Annotated in this window: 14 protein-coding genes; 6 read left to right on the forward strand and 8 right to left on the reverse strand. The window is 71.7% G+C overall.

Features of this window, described 5'->3' with window-relative positions:
• The first annotated feature begins 91 nt into the window (after window positions 1–91).
• The gene (locus tag IW248_RS01235) at window positions 92–1327 is read left to right on the forward strand and encodes an extracellular catalytic domain type 1 short-chain-length polyhydroxyalkanoate depolymerase (protein WP_196925304.1); all 1236 of its coding nucleotides are present in this window, start codon (window positions 92–94) and stop codon (window positions 1325–1327) included.
• Window positions 1328–1456: 129 nt separating this feature from the next.
• On the opposite strand, the gene IW248_RS01240 is transcribed toward IW248_RS01235, so the two are convergent.
• Complete coding sequence (locus IW248_RS01240; protein WP_196925305.1) at window positions 1457–2353, reverse strand: TIGR01777 family oxidoreductase; 897 nt, start codon at window positions 2351–2353, stop codon at window positions 1457–1459.
• A gap of 308 nt (window positions 2354–2661) precedes the next feature.
• Between IW248_RS01240 and IW248_RS01245 the strand changes: the two genes are divergently transcribed.
• Complete coding sequence (locus IW248_RS01245; RefSeq protein WP_196925306.1) at window positions 2662–3513, forward strand: NmrA family NAD(P)-binding protein; 852 nt, start codon at window positions 2662–2664, stop codon at window positions 3511–3513.
• 30 nt (window positions 3514–3543) lie between these two features.
• On the opposite strand, the gene IW248_RS01250 is transcribed toward IW248_RS01245, so the two are convergent.
• Complete coding sequence (locus tag IW248_RS01250; RefSeq protein ID WP_196925307.1) at window positions 3544–4542, reverse strand: aldo/keto reductase; 999 nt, start codon at window positions 4540–4542, stop codon at window positions 3544–3546.
• Window positions 4543–4598: 56 nt separating this feature from the next.
• Here IW248_RS01250 and IW248_RS01255 point away from each other — a divergent pair, with 56 nt between their 5' ends.
• Window positions 4599–4985 carry a MerR family transcriptional regulator gene (locus IW248_RS01255; protein WP_196925308.1) on the forward strand — a complete coding sequence of 129 codons (387 nt, stop codon included), beginning with the start codon at window positions 4599–4601 and terminating at the stop codon, window positions 4983–4985.
• Here the strand turns inward: IW248_RS01255 and IW248_RS01260 are convergent.
• Window positions 4982–5464 carry a hemerythrin domain-containing protein gene (locus IW248_RS01260; protein WP_307787615.1) on the reverse strand — a complete coding sequence of 161 codons (483 nt, stop codon included), beginning with the start codon at window positions 5462–5464 and terminating at the stop codon, window positions 4982–4984. The genes IW248_RS01255 and IW248_RS01260 overlap by 4 nt on opposite strands.
• Before the next feature lie 92 nt (window positions 5465–5556).
• Window positions 5557–6894 (reverse strand): low temperature requirement protein A, encoded by a 1338-nt coding sequence (locus IW248_RS01265; RefSeq protein WP_124823060.1) that lies wholly within the window; start codon window positions 6892–6894, stop codon window positions 5557–5559.
• 155 nt (window positions 6895–7049) lie between these two features.
• On the opposite strand from IW248_RS01265, the gene IW248_RS01270 reads away from it, so the two are divergent.
• Window positions 7050–7985: an SDR family NAD(P)-dependent oxidoreductase gene (locus IW248_RS01270; RefSeq protein WP_124823059.1), complete on the forward strand. Its 936-nt coding sequence runs from the start codon at window positions 7050–7052 to the stop codon at window positions 7983–7985.
• 63 nt (window positions 7986–8048) lie between these two features.
• Here the strand turns inward: IW248_RS01270 and sucB are convergent, their stop codons facing one another.
• On the reverse strand, window positions 8049–9893 hold the full coding sequence (gene sucB, locus IW248_RS01275; protein WP_196925310.1) for a 2-oxoglutarate dehydrogenase, E2 component, dihydrolipoamide succinyltransferase: 1845 nt from the start codon (window positions 9891–9893) through the stop codon (window positions 8049–8051).
• A 66-nt stretch (window positions 9894–9959) separates the two neighbouring features.
• Complete coding sequence (gene lpdA, locus IW248_RS01280) at window positions 9960–11351, reverse strand: dihydrolipoyl dehydrogenase (protein WP_124823057.1); 1392 nt, start codon at window positions 11349–11351, stop codon at window positions 9960–9962.
• A gap of 178 nt (window positions 11352–11529) precedes the next feature.
• On the opposite strand from lpdA, the gene IW248_RS01285 reads away from it, so the two are divergent.
• Window positions 11530–11859: a hypothetical protein gene (locus IW248_RS01285; protein WP_124823056.1), complete on the forward strand. Its 330-nt coding sequence runs from the start codon at window positions 11530–11532 to the stop codon at window positions 11857–11859.
• Between the two features lie 46 nt (window positions 11860–11905).
• On the opposite strand, the gene IW248_RS01290 is transcribed toward IW248_RS01285, so the two are convergent.
• Complete coding sequence (locus tag IW248_RS01290) at window positions 11906–13480, reverse strand: leucyl aminopeptidase (RefSeq protein ID WP_196925311.1); 1575 nt, start codon at window positions 13478–13480, stop codon at window positions 11906–11908.
• Window positions 13481–13642: 162 nt separating this feature from the next.
• Here IW248_RS01290 and gcvT point away from each other — a divergent pair, with 162 nt between their 5' ends.
• The gene (gcvT, locus tag IW248_RS01295) at window positions 13643–14773 is read left to right on the forward strand and encodes a glycine cleavage system aminomethyltransferase GcvT (protein WP_196925312.1); all 1131 of its coding nucleotides are present in this window, start codon (window positions 13643–13645) and stop codon (window positions 14771–14773) included.
• A gap of 165 nt (window positions 14774–14938) precedes the next feature.
• Here the strand turns inward: gcvT and IW248_RS01300 are convergent, their stop codons facing one another.
• The gene (locus IW248_RS01300) at window positions 14939–16234 is read right to left on the reverse strand and encodes a DUF2314 domain-containing protein (protein ID WP_196925313.1); all 1296 of its coding nucleotides are present in this window, start codon (window positions 16232–16234) and stop codon (window positions 14939–14941) included.
• Window positions 16235–16243 lie beyond the last annotated feature (9 nt).

A 16243-nucleotide genomic window follows, 5' to 3' on the forward strand; every position in this document is an offset into this window, starting at 1 on the left:
GTGCCCCATGTCATAGCGGCGACACATCGTCGTAACGTCTCGGCAACTCGACCGTGACCCAGTTCACAGTCCGCCCCTCCAGGAGGCCGCCGTGCGCCGCTCCTCGTCCACCCTCACCCGGCTGCTCGGTGCGGTCGCCGGGCTCGCCCTCGCCGTAGCGGGCGCGGTCGCCGTCGCCGCACCCGCCCAGGCCGCCACCCTCACCCAGGTCACCGGGTTCGGCTCCAACCCCGGCAACCTCGCCATGTACGCCTACCGACCGGACGGCCTGCCGGCCAACTCCCCGGCCGTCGTCCTGCTGCACGGGTGCACCCAGAACGCCTCCGGCTACTTCGCCAACTCCGGCTGGCAGAAGTACGCCGACCAGTGGAAGTTCACCCTGATCGTCGCCCAGCAACCCTCCGGCAACAACGCCAACTCCTGCTTCAACTTCTTCGAGGCGGGAGACACGACCCGGGGTCAGGGTGAGGCGCTGTCGATCAAGCAGATGGTCGACCACGCCAAGGCGAACTTCGGGGTGAACGGCTCCCGGGTCTACGTCAGCGGGCTCTCCGCTGGCGGGGCGATGAGCGCGGTCATGCTGGCCACCTACCCGGACGTCTTCGCCGCCGGATCGATCATCGCGGGGATCCCGTACCGCTGCGCCACCAGCATGGTCAACGCGTTCAGCTGCATGAACCCGGGCGCGGACAAGACCCCCGTCGCCTGGGGCGACCTGGTCCGTGGCGCGTACTCCGGCTACAGCGGCCCTCGCCCCCGGGTGGCCATCTGGCACGGCACCTCGGACCCCACGGTCGCCCCGCTCAACGGCGCCGAGTCCCGCGACCAGTGGACCAACGTGCGCGGCGTGTCGCAGACCCCGACCAGCACCTCGTCCCTGCCGGCCAACACCAGCCTGGAGGTGTACGGCAACGACGACGTGCGGCTCTACCGCGTCTCCGGCATGGGCCACGGCACTCCGGTCGACCCGGGTTCCGGGGCCGACCAGTGCGGCACCGCAGGGGCGTACTTCCTGGACACCATCTGCTCGACGTACCGTGACGCGCTCTTCTTCGGCCTGAACGGCGGCGGGACCAACCCGACCCCCACCCCGACCGCCACCCCCACCCCGACCCCGACGGCCACGCCCACCCCCACGGCCACCCCGACCACGCCGCCGACCTGTGTGACGGCCAGCAACTACGCGCACGTGACGGCCGGTCGCGCGTACCAGTCCGGCGGCTACGCCTACGCCAACGGCTCCAACCAGCGCATGGGCCTCTACAACACCTTCTACACCAGCGCCCTCAAGCAGACCGCCCCCAACCACTGGGTGATCGGCTGCTGACCCACCCCACCCCCTGACCCCTGTTGATCATGAGGTTATTGCCACTCGCCTCGGCGTGTCGTGGCAATAACCTCATGATCAACCCGGGCGGGGCCGGGGTAGGCGAGGCTGCGGGGTGGGGGTTAGGGGTTAGGGGGTTAGGGCTGCTTTTAGGGCTTGGGGGAGGGTTTGGTGGTGGTAGGGGTAGGCGGCTCGGGCCAGGACGCCGGGGAGGACTCGGGTGCTGGTCAGGGCCTCGTGGGCGAAGCCGCCGAGGACCACCTTGAGCGCCAGCGCGGGGATCGGGACGATTGCCGGGCGGTGCAGCTGCCGGGCCAGCTCGCGGGTGAACTCGGCGTTCGTCACCGGGTTCGGCCCCACCACGTTGACCGGGCCGGCGATGTCACTGTCGAGCAGGAAACGGATCGCGTCCAGCCAGTCGGCCATCGAGATCCACGGCAGCCACTGCCGGCCGCTGCCCAACCGCCCGGCGATGCCCAGCTTGAACGGCAGCAGCTGCGGCTTGAGCATCCCGCCTTCGCGGTCCAGCGGCAGGCCGGTGCGGAGCCGGACCACGCGTACCCCGGCATCCTCGGCCGGTCGGGTCGCGGCCTCCCACACCCGGCAGACGTCGGCCAGGAAGCCCTCGCCGGCCGGCGCGTCCTCCTCGACCGCCCGGTCGCCCGTGTTGCCGTACCAGCCCACGGCCGATGAGTTGAGCAGCACCCGGGGTCGGTCCTCGGCGGGGAGCCCGGCGATGGTGGTCGCCAGCGTGGTGGTGCTGTCCACCCGGCTGGTCCGGATCAACCGCCGGTAGTCGTCGTCCCAGCGCTTGTCGCCGACGCCCGCGCCGGCCAGGTTGACCACCGCGTCGGCCTCGGTGACCACGGCCGGGTCGAGCTGCCCGGCGGCGGGGTCCCACCGCCGCTCCTGCGGGTCGCCCGGCGACCGACGGACCAGCCGGGTGATCTGGTGCCCGTCCGCCGCGAGCCGGTCGGCCAGCCGGGTGCCGAGGAAGCCGGACGCGCCGGCCAGAAGGATGCGCATACCCCCATCTTCGTCCAGAACGCCGCCGATGGATGCGCGGGGCGGCCGACGTCACCGGCAGGCGAAGAAATGTGCGCCGGCACGCCCGACAATGGGAAAGCCCAGGTCAACAGGTGCCCCAGGCGCAGAAAAAAGCTCCGGGGCGCATTCGGTGGTTGGCGCGTTTCGGCAGGTCAGAGCGAACGTGAATGCGGTGTTCGCGATTGCTTCCCGCATCGATCTGGCTGACCATGAGCCATCCGAGAGCGCTCCCGTTTGGCGGGGTCGGCTCACCGTGCCCACCGTCAGGCGATTCCTGAGGAGGAACCATGCCGATCCTGGTGACCGGAGCGACCGGAACCGTCGGAGGCAGCCTGGTCCGGCAACTGGTGGCCGCCGGCCACGACGTACGCGCACTGACCCGCGATCCCGCGTCACCGGCGGCAGCCGCGCTGCCCAGCCGGGTGGAGGTGCTGGCGGGCGACTTCGCCAGGCCCCACACGCTGGCGCCGGCACTGCGCGGCGTGACGCGCATGCACCTGGTCGCAATGGACGGGTCCGGACCGCTGACCACCGGTGCGGAGATCTTGGAGCTGGCCCGGAAGGCCGGCGTCCGTCGGGTCACCCACCTCGGTCACAACGATCCGAGCCGGGCCGACGACGACCCGATCGAGGCCCCGCACCGGCCGCTGCACCGGGCGATCGAGAACTCGGGTCTGGAGTGGACGCACGTGTTCCCCGGCGAGTTCATGGCGAACACCCGGGACTGGGCGCACGCCATCCGGGCCGAGGGGGTGGTCCGGGAGCCGTTCGGTGACTGGAACAGCCCACTGGTCCACGAGGCGGACATCGCCGCGGTCATCCTGGCCGCGCTCACCCGTGGCGGCCACGCGGGCCGGGTGTACCAGCCGACCGGGCCGGAGCCGGTCCGCCGCCGGGACGCGGTCGAGATGATCGGCGCGGCGATCGGCCGTCCGGTGCGGTTCGACGAGCTGACCCCGGAGCAGGCCCGCGAGCACTGGAAGGACACCTATCCCGCCGAGGTGATCGAGTGGTTCCTGGAGATGGGCAGGTATCTCGACGGCAATGCCTGGGTCGCCCCGGACGTCGAGCAGGTGACCGGCCGCCCCGGGCGCACGTTCCGGCAGTGGGCCGCCGAGCACGCGGACGACTTCCGGTGACGGCGCCCGGGGCGTGGACCGGCCTGGTGGTCAGGCTGCGGGGGCCGGGCGCAGGTCGGCGAGCAGTCGTTCCACCTCGGCGTACGACTCGGCACTCAGTGGGCCGAGCGTCAGGGTGGCCAGGTTCTCGTCGGCCTGGGCCACAGTGCGCAGGCCGGGGATCGGCACGGTACGGGGGCTGCGCGCCAGCAGCCAGCCGAGCGCGCCCTGGGCCAGGGTGCGCCCGTCGGCGGTGAGCGCCGCGCGGACCTCGTCGACCCGGGCCGCCCAGCGTGGTGTCGGTCGGCCGTCGGTGAACCACTCCAACCACTCCGGGGCGCGCCCGCGCACATCGTCCGCCCCGACCGCCCGGGTCGACCCGGTGAGCAGCCCCATCGCCAGCGGCCCACGGTTGAGGCTGGCCAGGTCGTGTTTGTCGCAGACCGCCAGCACCGCCGCGTTGTCGCGCAGCACCGACTCGTCGTGCTGAATCGCGGCGCAGTGCGGGCCGGCGGCCGCGAACGCCTCCGCCGAGGCCGGGTCGTCGGTGCTCCAGCCGTACGCCCGGATCTTGCCCTGGTCGACCAGGGCCTCCAGGGTGTCGACCAGATCGAGCGCGGCGGGCACCGGCAGTGCGTTGATGTGCAGTTGGTAGAGGTCGACGTGGTCGGTGCCGAGCCGGCGGAGCGACTCGTCCAGGCTGCGCACCGCGAAGGCCGGGCTGGTGTCGGTGCCGAGCGCCCGCCGGGTGGTCTCCTCGCTGACGTTGCCGAACTTGGTGGCGATCACCACGCTGTCCCGCCGCCCGGCCAGGGCTTGACCGAGGATCCGCTCGCTGTGCCCGGCGCCGTAGTTGCTGGCGGTGTCGAAGAGGGTCACGCCGAGATCGAGCGCCCGGTGGATGGTGCGGATCGACTCGGCGTCGTCCACCTCACCCCAGCCGAACGGCTGCCCGTCGTCACCCCAGAGCGGGCCGCCGATGGCCCAGCACCCCATTCCGATCGCGCTCACCGTGATGCCGCTGCGTCCCAGCGTCCGTGTCGTCGTCATGGTCACCAGCCTCCAACCTGGAGCGCGCTCCAGGTCAAGCACTACGATCTCGCGACATGAGCGGTTACGCCCCCTCGGAGGCCGCCCGCCGCAGCGGCTTCAGCCTGGACACTCTGCGGTACTACGAGAAGATCGGCCTCCTCGCGGACGTGGAGCGGACGGCAGGCGGGCAGCGGGTCTTCACCGACGACGACCTCGGTTGGCTGGTGCTGTTCCGCTGCCTGCGCGACACCGGGATGCCGATCGCGCAGATGCGCCGCTACGCGCAACTGGCCCGCGACGGCGAGCACACCGCCGACGAGCGGCACGAGCTGCTGCGGCACCACGCCGCACGGGTCGAGGAGCAGATGCGGCTGCTCCAGCACCAGTACGACCACCTGCGGGAGAAGATCCGCTTCTACGAGCGCCTGCCCGGTGCCGTGCCGGGGTCGGTGGCTGGCTAGCGGGGACCGGGCGCGGTCAGGCCGAGCAGGTCCTCGGTCGTCCCCTGCCGACCGGTGAGCGCGTTCAGGGCGGTGACCAGCCGCTTCTCCTCGTAGCGGAAGTGCGACTCGAGCAGGGCGGCCAACCCGCCCAACTCGGCGCGCACCTGGGCGACCGGCACCGCCGCGTCGCCGCCCAGCAGTGCCTCGACCCGTTCCAGGATCCCCGCCACCACCTCGTGATCGGTGATCAGGTTCTCGATGACCGGGCGCAGCTCGGGGGCTTCCTCGGCCAGCAGCCGGAACGCGCCAGCGTCCTCACCGGTGTGGTGTCGGCCGAGCACGGCGCAGAAGGTCAGGCAGTGCGCCCGCAGGTCCCGGGCCGGGGTGTCGAGGCTGGCCTGGAGCCGGGCCAGTTCCGCGCTGAGCCAGAGGTGGATTTCGATCATCTGATTGCCGACGGCGGCGAGCCGGCCGGCCGGTGAACCGGTTGGGTGCACGTTCGTCCCATGCTGTCCCCGCGCCTCCATGCCCACGGCGGCCTTCGTGCCGGGTACACCGCGACGCTGCGCCGGAGTTTACCCCGACGCGGTCACGGCGTGGTCGGCTCGTCGGTCTCCCGGACGTCGTGCCAGCGCGCACGCCAGGCGGCCTCGTGGGCCTCGTGGGTGGTCCGCTCATGGAAGACGGCGGCCCGCAGGGCGTGCCGGGACTGCGCCATCACCGTCACCTCCACGGCCACCAGCGCCACGCAGATCACTGTCGCGAGGGTGAGCGCGCCCAGCGCCGGCAGGTGCTGGCCGATCGGGAGGGCCGCCGTGAGCACCACGATGACGCCGACGCGGGTCCACATGACGGTGTGCAGGGTGCGTAGCTGGAACAGCAGGTTGACGGCGAAGTAGCAGATCAACCCGCCGAACAGCATCGGCACCGCCGGTCCCTCGACCTTCTCCGCGATCCCGCCGGAGGGGTCAGTGATCTTGTGGAGGACCTCCTCGTTGCCGATCGAGAAGAGGATCACCCCGGCGATCATCGGCAGGTAGAGGTACGCGTACGCGTCCCGGGCCATCGCCACCCGGGGGGCACCCTCCGCCGCGTGCAGGGCGATCCGGGCGGCCGGCCCGATGAAGTCGAAGTGCGCCCACCAGAGGGTCGCGGTGACCACGATGCCGAGCGCGGCGGCCGCCACCGCCGGCCAGGTGACCGGCTTGCCGAGCAGGTTGCCGCCCACTCCGGTGGAAATGATCGACTCGCCCAGCGCGATGATCAGGATGAGGTCGTAGCGCTCAGTCCAGTGCTCGGCGCTTGTCACCCCCCAGCCCCAGGTGCCGACGATGAAGCCGGTGGCGTACTGCACCACGATCACGGTGATCCACAGCCCGTCGCGCACCATGGCGGCCTGGTCGGGGTCGGTGATCTGCGGCGGGATGAGCGCGGCGGCCAGCAGCAGCACGATGCTCACCGCCAGCTCCGGTGCGAACCGCCGCAGTTGCCGCCGCTCCTGCGGGCTGTCCCGCACCACGTGCTGATAAAGGATCATGTGTACGGCCCGGACCACGACGTAGCTGATGGCCACCAGCATCGGGCCGGCGGCGCTCCCCTTCGGGTCGCTGAACGCCTGCGGCAGCGCCAGCGCGAACGCGAACAGGGCGACCATCGCGATCACCATGAGCACCGGGACGTAGCCCTCGCCGAGCCGGACCCGGGTGGCGACCAGGCTGTGTACCACCCAGATCCACCAGAGCACGGCGAGCACCAGGCCGGCGTGCAGCAGTTGGCGGCCGGAGATGTTCGCGGCGGTGGCCCGGGTGATGATGAAGAACGAGAAGACGAAGACCAGGTCGAAGAAGACCTCGAACTTGTCCACCCGGGCGCCGGGCGCGATCGGGACGGCCGGTCCCAGCTGTCCACCCCGCCGGTAGCCGCCCACGACCCCACTCTGGCAGCGTCCGGGCTGGTCGGAGGCCCGAACCGCGATGGCGACGGAGTCCGGCGTTACCTCCGGTCCGGGTCGGGGAAGCACCGGGACCCACTGCCTCCCGCAGCGGGCCGGCCGGTCCGCCCTACCCCGGACAAGGATGGACAATGACGACGAACAACCCGATCACCACTTCGTTCGCCCATCACTCCACGGCCATGGACGTGATCCGGGGCGTGGACCTCGTCCGGCGGCGGGCCATCGTCACCGGCGGGTCCTCCGGGATCGGCGTGGAGACCGCCCGTGCCCTGGCCAGCGTCGGCGCGGAGGTCACCCTGGCCGTCCGCAACCCCGACGCGGGCCAGCAGGCCGCCAACGACATCACCGCCACCACAGGCAACGACCGCGTCCTGGTCGCCCCGCTCGACCTCGCCGACCAGGGTTCGGTCGCCGACTTCGTGGCCAACTGGGACGGCCCGTTGCACATCCTGGTCAACAACGCCGGCATCATGGCCGCACCCCTGTCCCGGACCCCGCAGGGCTGGGAGATGCAGTTCGCCACCAACCACCTGGGGCACTTCGCGCTCGCCACCGGGCTACGCCCGGCCCTCGCGTCCGGCGACGGGGCCAGGATCGTCTCGGTCAGCTCCGCCGCCCACCTGCGCTCGCCTGTGGTCTTCGAGGACATCCAGTACGACAAGCGGGAGTACGAGCCGTGGCAGGCGTACGGGCAGTCAAAGACGGCGAACGTGCTGTTCGCCGTGGAGGCGTCCCGACTCTGGGCCGACGACGGCATCACTGCCAACTCGCTGATGCCCGGCGCGATCCGGACCAACCTTCAGCGCTACGTGAGCCAGGAGGAACTGGACCGGCTGCGCGCGGGCAACGCGGCGGCCTGGAAGACCGTCGAACAGGGTGCCGCCACCTCCGTGCTGGTCGCGGCCTCGCCGTTGCTCGACGGCGTGGGCGGGCGCTACTTCGAGGACTGTCAGGAGGCCGCCCCCGCCCAGCCCGGCGGGCGGACCGGCGTCGCCGACTACGCGTTGGACCCGGAGGCCGCCGAGCAGCTCTGGAAGGTCTCGACAGCGCTGCTCAAGAGCTGAGGACCGCAGACGAAAGGGCGCCCCGGTCGACGACCGGGGCGCCCTTTCGGCGTTGCGGGTGGATCAGGCCAGGCCCAGCTCCGACTCGAAGTTGCCGGCCTCCAGCCGCTCCTTGACCGCGCTCAGGAAGCGGGCCGCGTCGGCACCGTCGATCAGCCGGTGGTCGTAGGACATGGCCAGGTAGACCATCGACCGGACCGCGACGACCTCGCCCAGGTCCGGGTCGTTGACCACGACCGGACGCTTGACCACGGCACCCGTGCCGAGCATCGCCGACTGCGGCGTCGGCACGATCGGGGTGTCGAAGAGCGCGCCCCGGCTGCCCGTGTTGGTCAGCGTGAAGGTCGCCCCGGCCAGCTCGTCCGGGCTGATCTTGTTGGTCCGGGTCCGCTCGGCCAGGTCCGCGACCCGCTTGGCGATGCCGCCCAGGTTGAGGTCACCGGCGTTGTGGATGACCGGCACCACCAGACCCCGCTCGGTGTCCACCGCGATGCCGAGGTGCTCCGCTGCCGGGTAGGTGATCGTGCCGCCGTCCAGGTCCAACTGAGCGTTGACGATCGGGTACGTCTGCAGCGCCTCGACGGCGGCCAGGGCGAAGAACGGCAGGAAGGACAGCTTCACGCCGTGCCGCTGCACGAACGATTCCTTCGCCTGCGCCCGCAACTTGGCGATCCGGGTGACGTCCACCTCGACCACCGTGGTTAGCTGCGCCATCTCGTGCAGCGACTCGTGCATCCGCTTGGCGATGGCCTTGCGGATCCGGGGGAGCTTCTCGGTGGTGCCCCGCTTGCCACTCGGCTGCGGCTTCGCGGCCGGCTTGGCGGGAGCGGCCGACGGCGCGGCGGCCGGCTGTGCGGCCGGCGCAGGAGCGGCCTTGGCGGCCTTCGCCTTCTCGGCGGCCTCCAGCACGTCCTGCTTGCGGATCCGACCACCCACGCCGGTGCCGTTGAGCGCGGCCAGGTCGACGCCGTGCTCACTGGCCAGCTTGCGCACCAGCGGGGTGACGTACCCGGCGGCTTCCTCGCCGGCACCCGGTGCCGGGGCGGACGGACGTGGCGGCGTCGAGGTCGACGCGGCCGGCTGCGCGGCCTGCTCGGTCTTCGCCGGCTGCGCCGAGCTCTCGGTCTCCGCGGCGGGCTCGTTGTACGACATGCCGGGGGTCGGCTCCTCGACCTTCGGCTCCGGCTTCGGCTCGGCCTTCGGCGCCGGCTTGGCCTCCGCCTTCGGCTCGGGCTTCGGCTCGGGCTTCGCCGGGGCGGGGGCCGCGCCGGCAACGCCGATGATCGCGAGGTCGGCGCCGACCGCGGCGGTCTCGTCCTCGGCGACCTTGATCTCCAGCACCGTGCCGGCGACCGGCGACGGGATCTCGGTGTCCACCTTGTCGGTGGAGACCTCCAGCAGCGGCTCGTCGACCTCGATGGTCTCGCCGACCTGCTTCAACCAGCGGGTGACAGTACCCTCGGTGACGCTCTCGCCCAGGGCGGGCATCTTCACCGCGGTGCCCTCACCCGACGAAGCGGCGGCCGGAGCCGGCGCCTCGGCCGGAGCCTCGTCCTGGGCAACCTCGTCGGCGGTACCCTCGGCGGCGGCCGTCGGCTCGGCGGCCGGCTCGACCGACTCGGCCGGAGCCTGCTCCTGCGGAGCGGCCTCGCCACCGCCGGTCGACTCGCCCTCACCGGCGATGACGGCCAACTCGCTGCCGACCTCGGCGGTCTCGTCCTCGCCGACCACGATCCGGCTCAGCACGCCCGCAGCGGGCGACGGGATCTCGGTGTCGACCTTGTCGGTCGAGACCTCGAGCAGGGGCTCGTCAACCTCGACCGTGTCGCCCTCCTGCTTGAGCCAGCGAGTGACGGTGCCCTCGGTGACGCTCTCGCCGAGCCGGGGCATGGTGACCGATACCGGCATTTTCTGAGACTCCTTCATTCCCCTGGTGGGATCTTCGCCCGTCGCCGGACGCCGCGGTTTGGATGATCAGGCGTGCGCGTGCAGCGGCTTGCCGGCGAGGGCCAGGTGCGCCTCGCCCAGGGCCTCGTTCTGGGTCGGGTGGGCGTGCACGAGCTGGGCGACCTCGGCCGGGTACGCCTCCCAGTTGTAGATGAGCTGCGCCTCGCCGATCAGCTCACCCACCCGGGCGCCGATCATGTGCACGCCGACGACCGGACCGTCCTCGACCCGGACCAGCTTCACGAAGCCGGTGGTCTTGAGGATCTGGCTCTTGCCGTTGCCACCCAGGTTGTAGTTGTACGTCTTGACCTTGTCGGCGCCGTACTGCTCCTTGGCCTTGGCCTCGGTGAGACCCACCGACGCCAGCTCCGGGTCGCAGTAGGTGACGCGCGGGATGCCGACCTCGTCGATCACGGCGGGGGTCTGACCGGCGATCTCCTCGGCCACGAAGATGCCCTGCTGGAAGCCCCGGTGCGCGAGCTGGAGGCCGGGCACGATGTCGCCGACGGCGTAGACGTTCGGCACGCTGGTGCGCAGCCGCTCGTCGGTCAGCACGTAGCCGCGGTCCATCTTGACGCCCTGCTCCTCGTACCCGAGGTTGGCGGTGTTCGGGCCGCGACCAACAGCGACCAGCAGCAGCTCCGCCTCGACGGTCTCGCCGCCCTGGATGGTCAGCTTGACGCCGCTCTCGGTCTTCTCGACCTTCTCGAACGGCTTGCCGACCTTGAAGTTGATCTTCCGCTTGCGGAAGGCCCGCTCCAACGCCTTCGACGACTCCTCGTCCTCGGCGGCGACCAGCCGGGGCAGCGCCTCGACGATCGTCACGTCCACACCGAAGGACTTCCACACGCTGGCGAACTCGACGCCGATCACGCCGCCACCGAGCACGATCACCGACGACGGCACCCGGTCCATCGTGAGGGCGTGGTCACTGGTGATGATCCGCTCGCCGTCGACGTCCAGGCCGGGCAGGCTCTTCGCGTACGAGCCGGAGGCCAGGACGATGTTGCGGCCGGTGTAGCGCTTGCCGTCCACCTCGACCACGTTCTTGCCGACCAGCTTGCCGGCGCCCTCGACGATCGTGATCCCCTTGTTGCCCTTCAACATGCCCTGCAGGCCCTTGTACAGGCGGGAGATGACACCGTCCTTGTACGCGTTGACCCCGGCCATGTCGATGCCGATCAGCTCGGCCTTCACACCGAACTGCTCCGACTCGCGGGCCTGGTCGGCGATCTCGGCCGCGTGCAGCAGCGCCTTCGTCGGGATGCAGCCGTTGTGCAGACAGGTGCCCCCGAGCTTGCCCTTCTCGACCAGCGCGACCTTCAGGCCCAGCTGGACGGCGCGCAGCGCGGTCGCGTAGCCGCCGCTGCCACCTCCGAGAATGACAATGTCGAAGGTCGCTTCGTTCGGCTCGCTCACGTCCAACTCCCAGGTCGCGTCGCTGCATCGGGGGTCACGGGGATGTAACACGGACACACCCCACCTCGGTCATCTTGTCACCACTGGGCACAGGGTGCGTACTGAGGTGCCCAACGACACGTCATCGACACGTACCCTTGGCACCGTTGTCGATGACGCAGGGTGGGGGAGAGATCCGGTGGGCTTGTTCCGGCGCCGCAAACAGGCGGCTGTGCCGAGCCATGACCGTGCCGCCGATCGTGGCGATCTGGACCATCTGGAGAACTTCATCCGGAGTCGGCGCGGCGTCGAGGCGTACATCGAGCCCCGGACGACCGTGACGGAGACCACTGTCATCCTGATCGCCGACGACGGGGAGTGGACCCGCCGGCGGATCGACGGCCCGGACGGGGCTCGGCGCTTCGCCCACCGGCTGGGCATCCCCGTCTACGACGTCCGGCTGATGGGCTACCCGCAGCGGATGCGCGACTTCAACGAGCGCCGCAAACGTCGCCCCGAGCGGTACTGAGATACGCGAAGGGGCCCCCTGGACAGGGGGCCCCTTCGCGTATCCGTCAGCCGTTGGCGGCGACGTCCTCGACGAGCTGCACCAGCGTGCGGACCGGGACGCCCGTGCCGCCCTTGGTCCAGTAGCCGGTCGGCTCGCCCGAGTGGTAGCCCGGCCCGGCGATGTCGATGTGCGCCCAGGCCACGTCGTCGGTCACGAACTCGCGCAGGAACACGCCGCCCTGCAGCATGTGACCGGCCCGGTCCATGCCGGCGTTGACCTGCGAGATGTCCGCCACATCCGACTCCATGCCCTTACGGACGTCGTCGGGCAGCGGCATCGGCCAGGCCGGCTCGCCGACGGCGTCGCCGACCACCTTCACCCGGTCGCACAGCTCCGGGGTGCCCATCACGCCGGCCACCCGCTTGCCCAGCGCGATGACCTGGCCACCGGTCAGCGTGGAGGTCTCGAACAGGTAGTCGGTGCCGTCCGCGCAGGCGCGGGCGATGGCGTCGCCCAGGACCATCCGGCCCTCGGCGTCGGTGTTGAGCACCTCGACCCGCTTGCCGTTGAACATGGTGATCACGTCACCCGGCCGGTAGCTGGTGCCCGACGGCATGTTCTCCGCCATCGGCAGGTACGCGCTGACCGCCACCGTCGGCTTCAGCGCGGCGATCGCCAGCATGGCCGCGCCCACCGCGGCGGCGCCCGCCATGTCGGACTTCATCTCCCACATGCCCTGCGCCGGCTTGATCGAGATACCGCCGGTGTCGAAGGTGATGCCCTTGCCGACCAGCGCGACCCGCTTGCCGTTGCCGCCGCCCTGCGGGGTGTAGGTCAGCTTCACCAGCCGCGGCGGGGCCTCCGAGCCCTGCCCGACCGCGACGATGCCGCCGTACCCGCCAGCGGCCAGCGCCGCCTCGTCCAGCACCTCGACGCCGAGGCCCGCCTCGCGCGCCGCGCTGGCGACCGCGTCGGCGAACGACGGCGGACGCAGCTCGTTCGGCGCGGTGTTCACCCAGTCCCGGCTGAGCCGGACCGCGCCCGCCACCGCCTGCGCCCGCGCGATTTCCGCCTGCGCGCCCGCGTCGCCGGCGTCCGGAACCGCGATGAGCACCTCGGCCACCGGCTCTCGCCGGGTCGGCTGGGGCCGGGTCTTGTAACCGGCGAACCGGTACCCACCCAGCAGCGCGCCCTCGGCGACCGCGCGCAGCTCCGCCGACGCGTCCGCGTCGTCCGGCAGCGGCAGCGCCAGCGCGACAGTGGGTGCGCCGGCCAGGGCCCGGATCGCCGCACCGGCGGCCCGGCGCAGCATCTCCGGGGCCGGGGCGGCACCCGACGGCTCCGGGCCGAGCCCGACGGCGGTGACCAGCGGGGCGGTCACGGTGCCCAGGGTGGCCAGCTTGATGACCTCACCCGGCCCGCCGGTCGCGCCGAGCAGCGCGAGGGTCTCGGTCAGCTTGCCGTCGAACGCGGCCGCGATGCTCTCCGCGCCGCTGGCGAGCAGCAGGGTGCCGGCGAGGCCGCTGGTGGCGCCCTGCTCTCCGGTCTGGCTGTGCACGCCGATCACGATCGCGTCGACGGCGAGCTCGGCCGGGTCGGTGTCGACCAGGCTCAGGTTGGTGGTGCGGGGTGAAGTCACTGAAGCTACTCCGGGCGGGCCGGGCCGGTCGCGGCGTCGCGTACCAGCGGTGAAGGTCTCCGGCGGAACCTACCCGCCGGACGTCATGGCTGTCCCGCCGACAGCGCCAGCGGGCTCCCGCCGATGCTAACCAGCGACGTTGCCCCCGGTAAGTTGCCACCCATGACCGACGTGACCTCCGACGCCGCCGCGACCCGGCTGCGTCGTTCCCCGCTGCACGAGCGGCACACCGCCGCCGGAGCCAAGTTCGCCCCCTTCGGGGGCTGGGAGATGCCGCTGGAGTACGCCGGCGGCGGGGTGCTCAAGGAGCACACCGCGGTGCGTACGGCGGTCGGGGTCTTCGACGTGTCGCACCTGGGCAAGGCGCGGGTGAGTGGCCCCGGCGCGGCCGACTTCGTCAACTCCTGCCTCAGCAACGACCTGGGCCGGATCGGCCCGGGGCGGGCGCAGTACACGCTCTGCTGCGACGACGCCACCGGCGGCGTGGTGGACGACATCATCGCCTACCTCTACGCCGACGACCACGTCTTCCTCATCCCGAACGCGGCGAACACCGCCGAGGTGGTGCGCCGGTTGCGCGCCGCCGCGCCCGCGCAGGTGACAGTCACCGACGAGCACGAGGCGTACGCGGTGCTTGCCGTGCAGGGCCCCCGCTCGGCCGAGTTGCTGGCCGCCCTGGACCTGCCCACCGAACACGGCTACATGAGCTTCTCCGCCGCGAGCCTGGCCGGGGTGGAGCTGACCGTCTGCCGTACCGGCTACACCGGCGAGCTGGGCTACGAGCTGGTCGTGCCGGCGGAGCACGCGGTCGCCGTCTGGGACGCGCTCTTCGCCGCCGGCGCGGCGTTCGAGTTGCGCGCCTGCGGGCTGGCCGCCCGGGACACGCTGCGTACCGAGATGGGCTACCCGCTGCACGGGCAGGACCTCTCCCTGGACATCAGCCCGGTGCAGGCCCGTTCCGGCTGGGCGGTCGGCTGGGACAAGCCGACCTTCTGGGGCCGTGACGCGTTGCTCGCCGAGAAGGCCGCCGGCCCCCGGCGTACGCTGCGCGGCCTGGTGGCCGTCGACCGGGCCATCCCGCGCCCCGGCATGACCCTGCACGTAGGCGACACCCAGGTGGGCACCGTGACCAGCGGCACCTTCTCCCCAACCCGCAAACAAGGCATAGCGCTGGCCCTGCTCAACACCAACGCCAACCTAGCGGACGGCAACGAGGTCGAGATCGAAATCCGAGGCCGCCGAGCCCCCCTGAAGCTGACGAAACCCCCCTTCGTAACCCCCTCAGTGAAGTAACCCCCACCCCACCCCCACCCCACCCCCGCCCTCTCCGGCGTTGATCATGAGGTTGACGGGACGCTGGGAGATCAAATCCCCCGCTAACCCCATGATCAACTGGGGCCGGGGCCGGGGCCGGGGCCGGGGCCGGGGCTGGGGCTGGGGCTGGGGCTGGGGTTGGGGTTAGCGGGAGGGGGTTGGGGGTTCGCCTGAGTCCAGGACTGCTTGGGTCCAGCCGCCTTCTGTGACGCCTGTCGCGTCCAGGATGGCCCAGTCGACCACTCCGGACGCTTCCACCACGACCGGGGCGCCGATGCGCACCGACGGATCGGTGGCCGCGTCGCTGGCGCTCACGCCGACGATGCGCTCCGGGGTCTCCCACGAGGTGACGCCCGCCCAGACGTACTCCGGGCCGTCGTCTCCGGGCAGGCCGTACTTCACCACGAGCTGCGACTCGGTGGGGAGCTGGCCGGCGACGAACCGGGCCCGCGCGTCATCCAGCGCGGCACGGGCGGTGGCGACCGCACGGCTCATCGCGTCACCGGAGCGGGCGTAGCGCACGTCCGGCTGGATCCCGGAGAACAGGGTCGCGCAGGCGGCGGCGTAGTAGCGGCCGTCCGGGCCGGGGTGCCCGGCCGGCGGGCGCAGGCTGAGGAAAGAGTCGGCCTCCGGGTCGGTCGCCGGGTCCAGTTCGAGGCGCAGCAGCACCGGGGCGGTGGCACCGTGCTGTTCCGGGTTGCCGTACGCCACAGCGATGTCGTGCCCGGTGACCGTGGCCAGCACCGGCAGTTGCACGAACGCCGGCACCTCCTCGCCGGTGAGCCCGTCGGTCCAGTCCCGCAGCAGCCGGCGGGCCGCCCCGGTCATCACCGCACCCCAGGCGCGGGTGAGGTGGTCGGGCACCCCCTGGGTCTGCAACTCCAGCAGGCCGAAGCGGCGCAGCCCCTTGGTGGTGAACCACAGGCCCTCGGTGTCGGACGAATACGGCACCAGCACCCAGTCGACGAGTCGGATGCGGCCCTGCTCGTCGGGGAGGGAGCGCAGCGCTGTCGCCGGGTCGAGGAACTGGAGACCGAAGACGTCCACCACGTCGCTGTCGACGGATTCCGCCACGGCGGCCGCGACCGCCCGGGCGGCCCACTCGTGCGCGGGCGGCCAACCGGGCCGGTACTCGGCCTGCACGACCACCAGGTGCGTCGCCGCCGCCAGCCGGGCCAGCTGCTCCTCGGTGGCGCCGAACGCGGTGAGCAGGTCCGGTGGCAGCTCGGGGAACTCGGAGATCGGCCGGGTGTCGACGCTCATCAGCGGACTGTCGAGCATCTGCCGGGCCAGCCCGTGCACCGGCTCGGCCAGTCGGCCGGTCAGGGCCGCCACCGCGGTCTTCGCACTGACCTTCGGTAGCCCCGCCATCGGCACCAGATAGGTCGCGCTGAGCGACTCCGGCACCGGTACGGGCAGGAAGTCGTCCGTGATGAGCATTGTGGGTTC

It is taken from the genome of Micromonospora ureilytica (assembly GCF_015751765.1).
GTDB lineage: Bacteria > Actinomycetota > Actinomycetes > Mycobacteriales > Micromonosporaceae > Micromonospora > Micromonospora ureilytica.